We start from the raw sequence: 13,647 nt of genomic DNA, 5'->3' as shown, positions 1-13,647 counted from the left end.
CAATGAAGCTCTACACACTATCCTAGGGCCGTTTCCCGGCCGTAAGCGAATTAGGCGATGCTGACACCCGAACAAAAAACACGTTTTAAAGAAGCGATCGACCGTGTGGGAGGCGACTGTGACTTACTCGTCACGATGGCAACGTTGGTCAGCGAGGATGCACCACAGTTGCTCAACGATCTCGAGCTTCAATTCGAAAACGACCAACTCCAGGACGCGGCTGCCACCGGGCACAGTTTGAAAGGATTGCTGAGCACCTTCGAGACAGGATCCCCCGTCAAGGAGCTGCAAGCCGTAATCGACGCGGCACGGGCAGGCAATCGGGATCGATGCAACGCGTTGTGGTTGGCTTGCAAACCCGCGATTGAATCGTTGACCGCGTCGATAACGCAATTGGCGGTCAGCGGCTAGAGCGGATAGAGCGGATAATGATTGAATCAAAAATCGGTTTGACAACCTGACTAAAAATGCGTCGATCACTTTTGGCGAACGATCACATCGACCCAGCGAGGTACAATCTCGTTGACACTCAATTCGCTCGGGACGTTAGCTAATGCTTGCTCGGTAGACAACCGTTTTGGGACGCCAAGCTGCACGTCCTCGAGTTCCAACGAGACCGTGATCGCCGAAACATCAAGGATTTTGAACGCTTTGTCTGACCCCACCAGCGTCACTTCGGCATAACTCGACCTCGGTTCGGCAACGACCCAATCGGCGGCCAAATTACGATATTCGATCGGCACAATAATTGTGCGCTGTAGCGTGGCGGTCTGGTAGGCAAACAAAATCCAAAGCAAAATTGCCAGCGACAGCGCCGCGACCCCCATGAACCAGCGGTCCCACCCGGTTTCCCCTCGCAAATCATTCGTCACCGTCTGGCTGCCTAGAAATTGCTCAAGTCGCTGAGCGAGTCCTGCGGGATCGACCTCGGTCAATTCACCGCGATGAGCGGTGGTGATCGTCCCGCGTTCTTCGGAAACGACGACAACCAAGGCATCACAGCATTCGGACAATCCCAACGCCGCAGTGTGGCGTGTTCCACTGCCTTGGACTTTCGCCAGATTGGATGACAGCGGCAGATGCAAACTCAACTGCCGAATCCGCGAATCTTCGATCAACACCGCGCCGTCGTGCCCTGGCGATTGGGGATGAAAGATGCTCAACAACAGCGGTTCACTAATCTCGGCATCAACCAACACTCCACCTCGCATGTGCCGGGTCAACGGTTCTCGTCCCGGAAACACCATGAGGGCTCCGATTTGATCACGAGCGAGCTCGGCAACCGACTCGACGATCGTGTCGATAGTCCCCGAATCGGATGCATCATGTTTGCCCTGTCGCAACCATCGCGATGAAACAAGCCGTTCGACACCGTGCCGTATATCCTGCTGAAAGATCACGATAATCGAAAAGATAACTGCGATGATCCCATACTGGAAAATCATCGTGGTCAGATACATTTCCAACCATCCCGCCAAGACATACACGGCAGCTATCAACGCAATCACAACTCCAAGCGACTGTGTTGATCGATGACGCAGCCAGAATAAGCCAATATAGATCAACAACGTCACGATACCGATGTCCAAAGCATCGGCCAAACGAACTTGATCGATCAATTCATTCAAATGACTCTGCATCAAAGCTCACTTCGAGTGATTGCAACCGCGTTCATCACTTGTGTTTTGCATTTCAGAATTAAGGTCGTATCGATCCTCGCCATTCTACGGGCAAGCTCGATTGCGACTTGGCCGGCTTCGCACTATTGCAAAAAACTGAAAAACTTCTGTCTATCTGCTTAACGCTGCCGCCGAATCGCATCGATCAATTCCGCTTTGTTCATTTTGCTGCGTCCCGAAATCTCCAGATCCGCCGCCAAATTCCTCAGCTCGTCAACCGTACGCTCTTCAAGCCGTGCGTTCGGATTCCCGGTCCCTTGCGTCGTTTGATTCGGAGTCCGGCCTTCGTGACGGCGTTGTTTCTTGACCGTCCGTGCAGCCACCTCTTCGGCATCGGCTTCCGACATACCACGCTGAAGTTCGCTTTGCTTGATATGGTCATATTGCCGTGCGTCTTTTTCAGACCACTTAACCATGATCACTCCGCCCTGTTTAAGAAGGGGACTAGCAACGCCTACGCAATCGGACCGCGTCGCCCCATTACCAAACTGATAATGAACAACACCAAAAACACAACGAACAAGATTTTCGCGATGCTTGCAGCTGTTCCTGCGACAACACCAAAACCAAGTGCAGCTGCGATCAACGCAATCACCAAAAAAGTTAGCGCCCAACCTAACATCCGATGCTCCTCTATTTTTGAATCGAAAAGTGTGGCGTTGATGATGTTCATGCCACTTTCAAAGACGGAAGATGCATTTTGTGTGCCATGCAATAACGAGCCCAACAAATCCATCAAGCGACGATGCAAAAGCCACAGCACCACATCGGGCGTCCGCTTAGCCTGTACTGCTCGGTGTAGGCTCAGGTCGGTGTAAGTTCAGGTCGGTGAAAGCCCAGCGTGAGTGCTTTAGCAGCATCCTCATGCGACGCCCTCCCTTACGAGACAGCGCGAAGTGATCGAATCTCCCTCGAGGCAATATCATCTCAGCAATGTCCATCTCATCTTGCTTGACAGAAAAACGGGACGCGGAAAACCACCTCAAACAAGCGTGAATGCCACGATCCATCACGAAAAACGAACGTGGGCGTCGGCAATCTCCAAATGCGGCACGCCAAGTGCTAATTCGCATGGTCACGTAGTTTCTGGGAAACGCAGTAACTCGAAAGCTTCAAGGATGAAATCATGTTGGTACTTAGCCGCAAATCAGGTGAATCGATTCGACTTGGCAACGACATTGTTCTGACGGTCAAACGCACCCGAGGCAATCGCGTCCAGCTCGCGATCGAGGCTCCACGCGAAGTCCCGCTGCGACGCGCAGAACTCGGGTCAAAACCACAAACCGATTCGCCGAGAGAGAACCGCTCGGGGAACCGATTGCAAGATTACCTGCGTCGGTCGGCTTGAGTCGCTGCGTCCATCCGAAACCCAAGACACCATTCCTACAAAACGAGAGAACCATGCGTTACACACTTCTGATGACAGCCGCGATCGCTCTGGGAATTTCTTCAGCGGGAATCGCCCATGCCGATGACCAATCGAGCGACACCGCCAACGAACGATTGCAGGGGCGATGGCAAATCGTCAGTGGCGTCAACCAAGGACGCGAATTGTCCAAACAAGAACTTGACGGCAGCACCGTGTCGGTGACGGCTAACTTGATCGTGACCTATGACCGCGACCAACAACAACGGTTCCAAGCGGTGTTTACGGTCGACGATTCGCAGGACCCGATGCACATTACAATGACGTCGGTTCCCGAGACGGCCCGTCCGAGTGAAGTCGCCCGTGACAAGCAAGACCGATCCGCAGATCAAGCGGAAAAGATGACATCATCGGGCATCTTAAAATTTGACGGCAAAAACCGCTGGGTGCTCTGCTATGCACTGCCGGGTGCCGAGCGGCCTACGGAATTCAAGTCCCCCAAGGGAAGCAAGATCATGCTGTTCACCCTGCAAAAGGATCAGGGTGACCCCGTCCCCGGACTCGGCAAGACGATTGAAAGTGAAAAAGAGTAGGTGAGGTCTTGCGAGCGAGCAGTGAGTCAGCAGTGACACGGCGGCGAGCAAACTAGCTCAGCCTAAACGTCTACTGCGCGTTTTGCGACCAGCTTGGTGATTCCGCTTGCACGTCGGATTTAAACCTGCGATTTGTGTCAAGAATCCGGGTATCGCGTGCATTTGGACCGTGCTGCCGCTTTGCTTTTTGCGGCGATCGTCAACTTGGTCCAATCTTTGCTTCCAGCTTTTCGGTGTTCACCCATGTGTGAATCGCCAGCGTCTGGGGTATTCCCCAGACAGGCGTTCCAATTAGAAACACCTGAATTCGAAGTAACCATGACCACTGACACTCAATCCGTTTTCAAACGTGACATTCTCAGCGACAAGAAGAACGACAAGGTATCCGCTTTATTGCAGCAAAACTTGGTCAACTTGATCGATCTTGCTCTCACGCTAAAACAGGCCCACTGGAACGTTGTGGGCCCTAATTTCCGTAGCGTCCACCTACAGTTAGACGAGATCATTGAGACTGTTCGTGAATCGAGCGACGAGGTCGCCGAACGCATCAGCACTCTGGGCATTGTCCCCGACGGTCGCCCTGCCACCGTAGCAGAATCGAGCGAATTGGCCACTTATCCCCTCGAATTCGTCAAGTTCAGCGAGACGGTTACCTTGTCGGCCGACGCGCTGAAAACAACGATCGATTCGCTACGCAGTGCAATTGAAAAACTCGGCGATCTCGATCCGATCAGCGAAGACATGTGTATCGGTATCTCTGCAGCTCTTGAAAAACACCTTTGGATGCTGCAAGCCCAGGAAGTGGCTTAAGCGTTTGTAGCTGCTGAGAAACGTTCTGGCCGGGATCCTCCACCGGCCATTTTCGTTGGCGGGCGAAGCGAGCTGTTTCTTTCTACAGCGAAGCGACGTGAATAGGTCCGAGTGCCACGAAAGCCATTGCCCACTTTCGCTACGGACAGCCTAAACTTCAATTCCGCACGAAGCACTTACGCTCACTTTAATTGCGATTCGAGGTGCAGTGCCATCAGCGTCTCGGCGTCCGCCAGCACCGCCGCACGCGACTCTGCAGGGATTCCCGCCATGCCGCTTGTACTCCAAGCTGCCTCGATCGCCTTTCGCTGATTCGTCGGCATCGCAATATTCGCCTCACTGGCTAATTGAATGCGGCGATGCAGTAGAAAGAACTCGGGATCGAAGATCACTTGCTCGAAGAGCGAATCACTGAACAACGGCGTCGCGGCGGATTGGCTCAGCGCGTCCTCGTGATCCCGTTTCAAACGGCTAGGCGATGTCTCTTCAGGAATCACCAGGATCCGGTAATCACGTAGGGCACTGCCAAGCCATTGGCTGCCCATCGCGACATCGATCGGAATCGACAGAATCAAACCAGCCAGCAAAGGCGAGAACCAAACCAGGAACGCCGGAGCATAGAATGCTAACGCGGCGGTGACGCCGATGCTTAGCAACGTGACAAAACCAAACCGTTTGATCGCATCCCGCCACGCGACCCCCTGTTCGTCGCGCGTCTGCGCAGCCCATTTGACGTTGGTGCCTCGCAACGTCGCCAACACAAACCGGCTGTGGTAGATCGCCATGATCGGCGACAACAACACCGATGCGACGACTTCGATCAACACGCTGGCAACTAGCCGTAACCGTCCACCCAGCAATCCAGCGGTTGGCGTGCTTCGGATCGCGATCAACAAACTCCAAAACTTGGGCATTAACAACAGCGACATTGAAACCACAAACAGGATCAGGGCGCCGGAATCAAACTGAGGCCCTCGAGGCCCCGGTTCTGCGATGCGATCCAAAATCGTTCCGATCACGCACAGCGCTGTGAACAAGATCCAAACCGGCGATGCAACATACGACATCACTCCCGAAGCAAAGTGCAACCGACTGAGCGGACGAAAGCCTTCGCTGATCAACAACCGCAGATGCTGAAGATTCCCCTGACACCAACGTTGGTCCCGTTGAGCATAGTCGGCGATGGTGGTCGGGCATTCTTCGAAACTGCCTCCCAAATCGGTCGCCAACTGCACTTTCCAACCGGCACGCAGCATCAACGCGGCTTCGACAAAGTCATGACTAAGAATCTCGCCTCCGAGCGGCGCTTTGCCGGGCAGCACGGGCAGCCCACAGTACCTCAGAAACGGCTTGATTCGGATGATCGCATTGTGCCCCCAATAGTTGCCTTCGTCGCCTGCCCATTTAGCGAATCCGGCGACAAAGATGGGGCCATAGACGTGAGCCGAAAATTGTTGCAAACGAGCGAACAGCGAACTGCGTCCCACCGGAGTCGGTGGCACTTGCAGGATTCCCAACGCGTCGTCGGCTTCCATCCGCCGTACTAATTCCACCATCGTCGTCGCGTCGACCAGGCTGTCCGCATCCAGCACGATCATGTAACGGTATCGGCTGCCCCAACGACCACAGAAATCGGCAATGTTGCCCGCTTTACGTGCGACGTTCTTTGGCCGATGGCGATAGTAGACATTCACATCCTCGCCGTGCCTTCGTAACAACTCTGACCACGCTCGTTCCTCTTGAAGCCAAATCTCGTGATTGGTCGAATCGCTCAGCACGTAGAAATCAAATTGCTCGGTGGCGTCAATCGATCGAAGCGACGAAAGCATCGCTTCGATACCCGCAAACACACGGTGAGGCGACTCGTTGTAGACCGGCATCAGAATCGCCGTACGGGCTGCTGTGTTAGCCCCCGGCTTGGCTAACGAGTGATCTTTGTTCAGCTTTTGGCCCAGCGGTTTGTCCCGCAAGCTCGACTGCTCTGAGACAGACGGTTCATTGTCGGGCGAGCGACGCCATAGACAGACAAACCCCAGCGATGCCAACGAAAATGAAAATACGATCCAGCCGAACAGCAGCGCAAACAGCGGCAAGCTAAGCAGTTCGAACACGTTTAAATGGTTTCCACCTGCGATCACCCAGTAATAGGTCGCGGTGCCGATCGCTGTTGCGACCAATGTCCAAAGAAACACCGCTCGGCGAATCCATTTGGTTGCTTGAGCGGAACCAGACCGATTCGAGTTTTGATTCGGGCTTTGCATTACGGTAGCCTCGTCCATCATTTTTTGGACTTTCAAGAAGAAAAGAAAAGAGACCCTCGTTACCTAGACAGGCAACGCTCCGCAGCAAGCGTTAGTTTTGTTGTTCGACGTACCGCCGACGTCCTTTTACAACTGCCATTCGATTGCCGCCAAATAACTGGTCGATCCACCACTGCATTCGCAATGGAGCTGCGCGCCGCACCGGACTCGCGTTCCACATCGGACGATCGATCGACGCCGGGATAACTTGACGAGTCAGTTGCGTTGGCAAAGGCATCCGAGCTAGCTCTTCGATCGCCAATAACAACGACGCCCGCGTCAGATCGGCGGTTGTTTGCGAAGCGGAGCGTGACTGGATTTGGGTCGCCGCTTGGTTCACGATCCGATCACTTTCAACCGCGGCCCGCTCGTCAGCAACGCCACACTTTTGCAAGTAGGATTTCACCTGTTGACGCGAGCGATCGTGATTGGACGGATATGAAGTTGTACAGGGCGTGCTAAACGAAGCACCTGTGTAATAGGTTGTTTGTGATACGGACATGACATAGATCCTTGGATAAGCTGATAAGTTGAGCGAGATCCGCTCCGTGTTCCCTACGAGTGCAATGTGAGTACAAACGTTGTGCCACAACATCGTCCATGCCGACGCGAATTCTTTGACCACCCGTCAGCGGAGTGGTATTAAAGAGGCCCCGCCTTTCACTAGGGGGGCTTGGTTCACATAGAACCGCTGTGCGGGAACATTTTGCCATTAACGCCGTAGGAAAGATTATTTAGCATTTAGATTGTGAAGTTTCCCCGGGCTCCGGCAATGTCCGCCGAACCGTCAAAGTTCCCCATGTCCTCCACGTTTTGCTGCTCAATTTGCGACCAATGGGTTGCTACTCAGTAAAGCAGACCCCATGGGATCTTGGGCTTTTGGCGTTTTCGGCGCTGCATCCCCCCACGGCGATACAAACCACAATCCTCGCTCCCTTCCCCCCCCACCTTGTAGGCTCGCAATGAAGCGACGCACTTTTTTAGCGACGGGACTGTCGCTTTCGATGGCTCCCTCAAATTTGTTGACAAAAGCCGATGCAGCCGATTCACAACTTGTTTCCGCTCTTCAGCGAGACCCCGCTGTGATGGAACAGAGTGACCACGGTTTTCTACGTGATCTGCAACAACGTTGCTATCAATTCTTTGTCGATGCAGCTCATCCCAACACGGGGTTCATTTCGGACCGCGGAGCCACCAATGGATCGTGGTTCAGTGATCATGCGAGTTCGGCTGCGTGTGGATTTGGATTAGCAGCCCACAGCGTTGCCGCCCAATCCGAGTGGATTCCCCGCGAACATGCCGCCGATCGGACTCGCGAATTGCTGCGTTCGCTGGTGACGTTGGCCGATCACAAAAAGGGATTTGTCTATCACTTTTTTGATGCCTCTAGCGGCAAACGGTCCATGGGCGCCGAAGCATCGTCGATCGACACGGCATTGCTATTGACTGGGGCGATGACCGCAGCCACGACGTTCTCGGACGATTTGGAAATTGTCCACTTGGCGGACGAACTTTACCGCCGTGTGGATTGGCAGTGGATGCTCGGGGCGAACGATTTGTTGCATATGGGATGGACGCCCGAATCGGGAATGATCTCGCATCAGTGGGACAGTTTCAGTGAACTGATCGTGCTGGTGCTGTTGGCGATTGGGGCACCGAGCTCGCCCATCCCGCCGCGATGTTGGCAAGCATGGCGACGCTCGCCCGTGTTGCAACACGACGGCGAAGACTTCATCAGCTATCCACCGCTGTTTGTCCACCAGTATCCGATGGCCTTTTTTGATTTTCGCAGTGTCCGATCTGCCAGCGGACGCAGCTACTGGGACAATTCCGTCCGAGCTCACCATGCACAAATCGCGTTTATGACCGAACTCGGAAACCGCTACCCAGCCCAAATGCGCCATTACGGCAACGACATGTGGGGGTTGACCAGTAGTGATAGCGCCGGCGGGTATCGCGATTGGGGTGGCCCCTACGAAAATGGTCGCTGCGAACCCGACCGTGAAATCGATGGCACAATTGTCCCCAGTGCCGCAGCGGGCGGGTTGGCGATCGTGCCCAAACAGGCGTTGCACACACTGCGTTATCAAAAACAACACTTCGGCGACAAAATTTTCTCTCGCTATGGTTTTGTGAACGCCTACAACCCCGCGACGCATTGGGTCGGCCGCGACGTGATCGGGATCGATACCGGAATCACACTGATCATGGCTGAGAATCTGTTGACCGGTGGGGTGTGGGACGCCTTCATGCGACATCCCGCAGCGACGCAAGCCCTGAAATTGGCCGGTTTCGCGTAACGAGTCCGGTGCCGGTTTAATGGCACACTTGTTGCTTTCGAATCAATCCCGCTGGGTTCACTCTTTTCACCACGGGATTCCCCCCTATGTTGCGACTCTTTACAGCACTCTCTCTGCTGCTTGCTCTATTCGCTGGCATCACGCCGGCAGACTCTCCACGACGTCCCGTAAATCTGTCGCAAAGTCGACAATCGGCTGCGGCGACGCAGATCACCAGCTTTGCCGAATTAAAGGCATTGGCTGCAGCGACCGCCAAAAATGAATTTCAGCCGCGTGCCGAGCCACCCACAGCGCTCAGCCAAATGAGCTACGAACAATATCGCGACATCCAATATCGACCTGAAAAGGCGGTATGGTGGAAAGACGGACTACCGTTTTGGCTAGAGACGTTTCATCGTGGCTTTGTCCAACGTGACCGTGTTTCGCTGTACACCAACGAAAAAGGGGTCTCACACGAAGTCCCATTCTCGTCACGTAACTTTCTGTATCGCACTCCGATTGCCGAGAAAGTAGTCCGCGACTCGGGACACGCCGGCATCAAGATCGCAGGCCGATTCCCCGGTCAAGGCGATGGACAAGAGATGTTAACGTTTCTCGGTTCGAGTTACTTTCGTGGCCGCAGTGCCGATACGGTCTACGGCGCCTCGGCCCGCGGGCTGGCCGTGGACATAGCGCTGAATCGCGACGAAGAGTTTCCATTTTTCAAATCGTTTTGGGTCCAGCGTCCTAAGCCCGACGATGAACAGCTCTCGATTCTGGCCTTGATGGACAGCCGTTCGGTGAGCGGAGCCTACCAATTCACGCTGACTCCGGGGACAACCGAAACCACCGTGGACGTGAAGTGCTCGTTGTACTTTCGTTCGCTGCCCGAAAAGATCGGTGTAGCGCCGCTGACCAGCATGTGGATGTGGGGTGATGGGCTGATGGGTCCGCCGCTGGACAATCGTCCTGCCGTCCACGATTCGGATGGGTTGCTAATTCAAACGGAAAACGATGGATGGACATGGCGTGCGTTCGCTCGCCAAAGCTATCCTTCGGTTTCGCAGTTCCGTGTCGACAAACTAGCTGGATTTGGTGTCCTGCAGCGCAACCGAGCTTTCTATCACTTTGACGATCACAACGCTCAGTACCACAATCGGCCTAGTGTTTGGGTGCGACCTAAGCGCGGATGGGAAAACGGGGTGGTCGAACTGCTCGAGTTGCCCGGCGCCCACGAGGGGATCGACAACATCGGCGTCTACTGGATCCCCGACCAAAAACCGACACTCGATACTCCGCTGGACCTGGACTACCAAGTTTCGTTCTTTCCCGGTGATCGCAGTGACCAAACCGAGGTTGCACGAGCGACTTATTTCGATGTGCAGCGGCAAGACGGACTGATCGCCATGGACATCCGGTTCGCGGGAGACGTGATGGCGAGGCGAAGCGACGGAACAGTGGACGTCGATGTTACAACGGTTCGCGGCGAAGTCATCTCCGCCTCGGCCGACCGCACCGACACTGGCGACTGGATCGCTCATGTTCTGTTACGTCCCACCGAGGATGCCCCGGTGGAACTAGGCGTCACGCTGGTGGATGCAAGCACCGATGCAAAGCAAAAACTGTCGGAACGGTTTGTCTATTTGTGCCCCGCCACAGAACCGACGTTTGAGTACCCGCAGGTATACACGCGAAAGGAATAAGCGTGTCAATCGCTTTGGCTTAGGCACAGCAATTGCGTCATCTAATTGGGATAAAACGGCGGTACGTGGCGTTGGTCGACTTCCGACCCGCACGCATCCCGTCGCTATACCAGCAACAGGGACGCAAACAATGTCAACCCAAGCGGCAACTTCAAATAATCGTCTGCCCGATACGAGTTCGACCCCGCAATCGACGACTGACCCGTGGGAGCCGGTCTTCACCGCGATCAACATCCGTTGGCCGCAAATCAATCAAGACGAGCTAAAGCAGTGCGATCGCTCGGTAGATGAGCTGACCGAATTTGTCGCCGCGAGAGTCGACACACAGCGTGACGAGATCGACTCGGTCGTCTCCGAATTCGCGCCAACTGACGAATCTCCGCTCCGATCATTCGTCGATCAAGCTCATCGGGCTGGCGAACAGGTCAGCAACTCGGTGCATTCTGCGGTCGAGCGAGTGCAGTACGAAATTGACGAATTGCCCGTCAAAACGTCACTCACCAATTTGGCAATCGGCTTTGGGCTAGGTGTGCTCGCGACGACGTTGTATTTCAACTCGCGTCGTCAACCCACCACCTGGCAACAAATCCGGTCCAACCGCTTGTTTCAGTAAACTAACCATACAATCGACTTACACAGGAACTTTATCATGATTGCTTTTCGATATCTCAGTCTATCTGCCGTGGTCGCAGCGTTAACATGGACAGCTGCCCCCGTCCCGGCCGACGCTCAAGTCGTCGTTCAATACGGCAACTCAGGATCGTATTACCAACGCGGCTATCCAACGTACTCTCAACCGTCGTACTCGAGCCGACGCTATTCGAGTCCAACGTATAGCCAACCCTATTCATATTCGGTGCCGTCGTACAGTTACCGTCAATCGACACCTCAGTACTATGCGCCAAGCGGCCGATACAGCAGCGGGTATCGCGGCAGCAACTCGACACCGTATCCATCGTACGGATCGACCATTGACGGACGCTACTACAACAACGGCTCGTACTACGGAAACAATGTGTACGGCAATAACGTGTACGGCAACGGCTACTATGGAACTCAATCGCAGCAGCGCGGCGCGGCGATTGGCGGTGCGATCGGAGATGCCATCGGTGGACAGCGTGGCGGCAATATTGGTGCTGCGATCGGCAATGCGATCGGCAACGAATAATGCGAGATAGGCTTCTGCCTGTCATCTGCCACAGTTTTCACAACGACAATAGCCCAACCCCAAATCAGGCCTGAGCAAAAACTCAGGCCTGATTTCGTTTTTAAGTCTGTCCAAACTCGGGACCACAGAACATGCGAATCGCTCCGGGAACACATTCAAACTCAACCGGTTCTTCATCCACCACTTCACCATCAAGCGTGAATCGCATCGGCGGATCGGAATAGAGTTTTAATCGTTGGGCCTGTCGATAGATCACTTGTTCACATTCGAGAAAGTTACCGAGCAGATTGCCGGCGACGATTTCGACCATGTCCATCACGTCGCCATCTTTGATCAGCACAACGTCGAGCAGTCCGTCGACGGGCGAGGCTTCGGGCGCCACTGCGATGCGTCCCGCATTCGTTTTTCCGTTGGCGACGAGCACGGCCCAACTGTCAAAATCATCAATCCGCTGGCCATCCATCTCGGCGTTCACGCGGAAGCTCTTCATATCAGCCAACACGCCTACGGCCCCCCGCAGGTAGCTGAACGCTCCCCAACGTGATTTGATCTCGTCAGTCAGTTCTTCGGAAACACGGACGCAGTTACCTCCGGCGGCGACATTCGCGTAATAACGCTGAAATCCCCGACCGGTGATTCGGACCACATCAATCGGAATCGGCTGGCGGTCGCGATACAAGGCGACCGCCCGGTCGATCTCGTCGGGAATGGCGAGGGTGCCGGCAAAGTCGTTGGCAGTCCCCAGCGGAATTACCGCCATACAGGGCCGGCGAGCTGCGTCAATTTTCATCAGGGCGTTCACGACAGCATTGACGGTGCCGTCACCGCCAGCGGCGAATACGATGTCGCATTTGCAATGAAGTTCCTTTTCGATCGATTCCCGCAGATCCAAATCACGAGTCATTTGTACCCACGTGGACGTTGCGGATGGCAATGCCGTGCGAAGCCGCTCGACTTGCTCGGCCTTGCCCGAGCCTCGGTTCCAGAAAACGAGGTTGGTCATGGTTCGTTTTTCGACACCCTTTTGATTTTTAAGGTAACGTGCGGGGAATTCGACAGACGATTCGACACACCGCCCGCTTGCGGTGTACTGCATTTCTTGCGCCCGCCGACCGCGTTGCGTTGATGAATTCTGCAATCATCCGATGTAGGTTCGCGAGCGTGATTCTCAGAGGTACCTTGGATCTGCTAGAATACGAAAAACACTTCACAACACGCTCCCAATCAAGGCCGACTCATGAGTTCGCTAGACCAATTGAAAAAACATACTGTCGTGGTAGCTGATACCGGCGATATTGATGCGATCGCCAAGCACAAACCGCACGACGCGACGACCAACCCATCGTTGCTGTACAAAGCGGCTCAGATGCCACAATACCAATCGCTGCTTGATGAAGCGATTGCCTACGGCCAATCCAAGTCCAATAGCGAAGAGGGTCTGATCGACGCGATCATCGACAAGCTTTCGGTCACTTTTGGCTGCCGTATCTTGGAACTGATCCCCGGCCGTGTTTCGACGGAGGTCGATGCACGATTGAGCTTCGACACCGAAGGCACGGTTCGCAAGGCTCACGAGTTGATTGAATTGTACAAGGAAGCAGGGATTTCGAAGGACCGCATCCTGATCAAAATCGCCAGTACGTGGGAAGGCATCCGTGCCGCCGAGCAATTGGAAAAGGAAGGCATCCATTGCAACTTGACGCTGCTGTTCGGATTCGGCCAAGCGATTGCTTGTGCTGAAGCCGGCGT

Annotated in this window: 15 protein-coding genes; 9 read left to right on the top strand and 6 right to left on the bottom strand. The window is 54.5% G+C overall.

Going from position 1 to position 13,647, the window contains the following annotated elements:
- The first annotated feature begins 57 nt into the window (after nucleotides 1–57).
- The gene (locus RMSM_RS17145) at nucleotides 58–411 is read left to right on the top strand and encodes an Hpt domain-containing protein (RefSeq protein ID WP_008698827.1); all 354 of its coding nucleotides are present in this window, start codon (nucleotides 58–60) and stop codon (nucleotides 409–411) included.
- 65 nt (nucleotides 412–476) lie between these two features.
- On the opposite strand, the gene RMSM_RS17140 is transcribed toward RMSM_RS17145, so the two are convergent.
- The 3 genes from RMSM_RS17140 to RMSM_RS43995 form a co-directional block, all read right to left on the bottom strand.
- The gene (locus RMSM_RS17140; protein WP_008698824.1) at nucleotides 477–1,640 is read right to left on the bottom strand and encodes a diadenylate cyclase; all 1,164 of its coding nucleotides are present in this window, start codon (nucleotides 1,638–1,640) and stop codon (nucleotides 477–479) included.
- A gap of 158 nt (nucleotides 1,641–1,798) precedes the next feature.
- A complete protein-coding gene (locus tag RMSM_RS17135) occupies nucleotides 1,799–2,095 on the bottom strand; it encodes a Rho termination factor N-terminal domain-containing protein (protein ID WP_040767638.1) in 297 nt (98 codons plus the stop codon).
- 38 nt (nucleotides 2,096–2,133) lie between these two features.
- The gene (locus tag RMSM_RS43995; RefSeq protein ID WP_478212709.1) at nucleotides 2,134–2,415 is read right to left on the bottom strand and encodes a DUF1328 domain-containing protein; all 282 of its coding nucleotides are present in this window, start codon (nucleotides 2,413–2,415) and stop codon (nucleotides 2,134–2,136) included.
- 390 nt (nucleotides 2,416–2,805) lie between these two features.
- Between RMSM_RS43995 and RMSM_RS17125 the strand changes: the two genes are divergently transcribed.
- The 3 genes from RMSM_RS17125 to dps all read left to right on the top strand — a co-directional run bounded on the left by RMSM_RS17125 (nucleotide 2,806) and on the right by dps (nucleotide 4,448).
- Nucleotides 2,806–3,027, top strand: coding sequence for a carbon storage regulator (locus RMSM_RS17125; protein ID WP_008698821.1), 222 nt, complete (start codon nucleotides 2,806–2,808; stop codon nucleotides 3,025–3,027).
- 53 nt (nucleotides 3,028–3,080) lie between these two features.
- Nucleotides 3,081–3,638 (top strand): TIGR03067 domain-containing protein, encoded by a 558-nt coding sequence (locus RMSM_RS17120; protein ID WP_040767636.1) that lies wholly within the window; start codon nucleotides 3,081–3,083, stop codon nucleotides 3,636–3,638.
- Nucleotides 3,639–3,956: 318 nt separating this feature from the next.
- The gene (gene dps, locus RMSM_RS17115; RefSeq protein WP_008698818.1) at nucleotides 3,957–4,448 is read left to right on the top strand and encodes a DNA starvation/stationary phase protection protein Dps; all 492 of its coding nucleotides are present in this window, start codon (nucleotides 3,957–3,959) and stop codon (nucleotides 4,446–4,448) included.
- Between the two features lie 182 nt (nucleotides 4,449–4,630).
- Here the strand turns inward: dps and mdoH are convergent, their stop codons facing one another.
- Both mdoH and RMSM_RS17105 read right to left on the bottom strand, forming a co-directional pair.
- A complete protein-coding gene (gene mdoH / locus RMSM_RS17110) occupies nucleotides 4,631–6,709 on the bottom strand; it encodes a glucans biosynthesis glucosyltransferase MdoH (RefSeq protein WP_040767634.1) in 2,079 nt (692 codons plus the stop codon).
- 91 nt (nucleotides 6,710–6,800) lie between these two features.
- Nucleotides 6,801–7,250, bottom strand: a complete 450-nt coding sequence (locus RMSM_RS17105; protein WP_144057731.1) for a hypothetical protein — start codon at nucleotides 7,248–7,250, stop codon at nucleotides 6,801–6,803.
- A gap of 460 nt (nucleotides 7,251–7,710) precedes the next feature.
- On the opposite strand from RMSM_RS17105, the gene RMSM_RS17100 reads away from it, so the two are divergent.
- From RMSM_RS17100 to RMSM_RS17085, 4 genes are all read left to right on the top strand, one after another.
- Complete coding sequence (locus RMSM_RS17100) at nucleotides 7,711–9,048, top strand: glucoamylase family protein (protein WP_008698813.1); 1,338 nt, start codon at nucleotides 7,711–7,713, stop codon at nucleotides 9,046–9,048.
- Nucleotides 9,049–9,134: 86 nt separating this feature from the next.
- Entirely contained in the window at nucleotides 9,135–10,730 is a 1,596-nt protein-coding gene (locus tag RMSM_RS17095; protein WP_008698812.1) for a glucan biosynthesis protein, read from the top strand.
- 130 nt (nucleotides 10,731–10,860) lie between these two features.
- On the top strand, nucleotides 10,861–11,343 hold the full coding sequence (locus RMSM_RS17090; protein ID WP_008698811.1) for a PLC family EF-hand domain-containing protein: 483 nt from the start codon (nucleotides 10,861–10,863) through the stop codon (nucleotides 11,341–11,343).
- Nucleotides 11,344–11,379: 36 nt separating this feature from the next.
- Nucleotides 11,380–11,898: a hypothetical protein gene (locus RMSM_RS17085; RefSeq protein WP_040767629.1), complete on the top strand. Its 519-nt coding sequence runs from the start codon at nucleotides 11,380–11,382 to the stop codon at nucleotides 11,896–11,898.
- 100 nt (nucleotides 11,899–11,998) lie between these two features.
- Here the strand turns inward: RMSM_RS17085 and RMSM_RS17080 are convergent, their stop codons facing one another.
- Nucleotides 11,999–12,901 (bottom strand): diacylglycerol/lipid kinase family protein, encoded by a 903-nt coding sequence (locus RMSM_RS17080; protein ID WP_040767643.1) that lies wholly within the window; start codon nucleotides 12,899–12,901, stop codon nucleotides 11,999–12,001.
- Between the two features lie 234 nt (nucleotides 12,902–13,135).
- Here RMSM_RS17080 and RMSM_RS17075 point away from each other — a divergent pair.
- Nucleotides 13,136–13,647 (top strand): transaldolase family protein (locus tag RMSM_RS17075; RefSeq protein WP_008698808.1); only part of this gene is annotated, 512 nt, incomplete at its 3' end.

Source organism: Rhodopirellula maiorica SM1 (genome assembly GCF_000346295.1).
Classification (GTDB): Bacteria; Planctomycetota; Planctomycetia; order Pirellulales; family Pirellulaceae; genus Novipirellula; species Novipirellula maiorica.
This window is presented reverse-complemented; position numbering and strand designations above follow the sequence as displayed.

Coding starts and splice junctions, on each gene's coding strand:
- RMSM_RS17090 (WP_008698811.1), top strand. CDS start 10,861: ATGTCAACCCAAGCGGCAACTTCAAATAATCGTCTGCCCGATACGAGT.
- mdoH (WP_040767634.1), bottom strand. CDS start 6,709: ATGCAAAGCCCGAATCAAAACTCGAATCGGTCTGGTTCCGCTCAAGCA.
- RMSM_RS17125 (WP_008698821.1), top strand. CDS start 2,806: ATGTTGGTACTTAGCCGCAAATCAGGTGAATCGATTCGACTTGGCAAC.
- RMSM_RS43995 (WP_478212709.1), bottom strand. CDS start 2,415: ATGGATTTGTTGGGCTCGTTATTGCATGGCACACAAAATGCATCTTCC.
- RMSM_RS17080 (WP_040767643.1), bottom strand. CDS start 12,901: ATGACCAACCTCGTTTTCTGGAACCGAGGCTCGGGCAAGGCCGAGCAA.
- RMSM_RS17100 (WP_008698813.1), top strand. CDS start 7,711: ATGAAGCGACGCACTTTTTTAGCGACGGGACTGTCGCTTTCGATGGCT.
- RMSM_RS17085 (WP_040767629.1), top strand. CDS start 11,380: ATGATTGCTTTTCGATATCTCAGTCTATCTGCCGTGGTCGCAGCGTTA.
- RMSM_RS17140 (WP_008698824.1), bottom strand. CDS start 1,640: ATGCAGAGTCATTTGAATGAATTGATCGATCAAGTTCGTTTGGCCGAT.
- RMSM_RS17135 (WP_040767638.1), bottom strand. CDS start 2,095: ATGGTTAAGTGGTCTGAAAAAGACGCACGGCAATATGACCATATCAAG.
- dps (WP_008698818.1), top strand. CDS start 3,957: ATGACCACTGACACTCAATCCGTTTTCAAACGTGACATTCTCAGCGAC.
- RMSM_RS17095 (WP_008698812.1), top strand. CDS start 9,135: ATGTTGCGACTCTTTACAGCACTCTCTCTGCTGCTTGCTCTATTCGCT.
- RMSM_RS17145 (WP_008698827.1), top strand. CDS start 58: ATGCTGACACCCGAACAAAAAACACGTTTTAAAGAAGCGATCGACCGT.
- RMSM_RS17105 (WP_144057731.1), bottom strand. CDS start 7,250: ATGTCCGTATCACAAACAACCTATTACACAGGTGCTTCGTTTAGCACG.
- RMSM_RS17120 (WP_040767636.1), top strand. CDS start 3,081: ATGCGTTACACACTTCTGATGACAGCCGCGATCGCTCTGGGAATTTCT.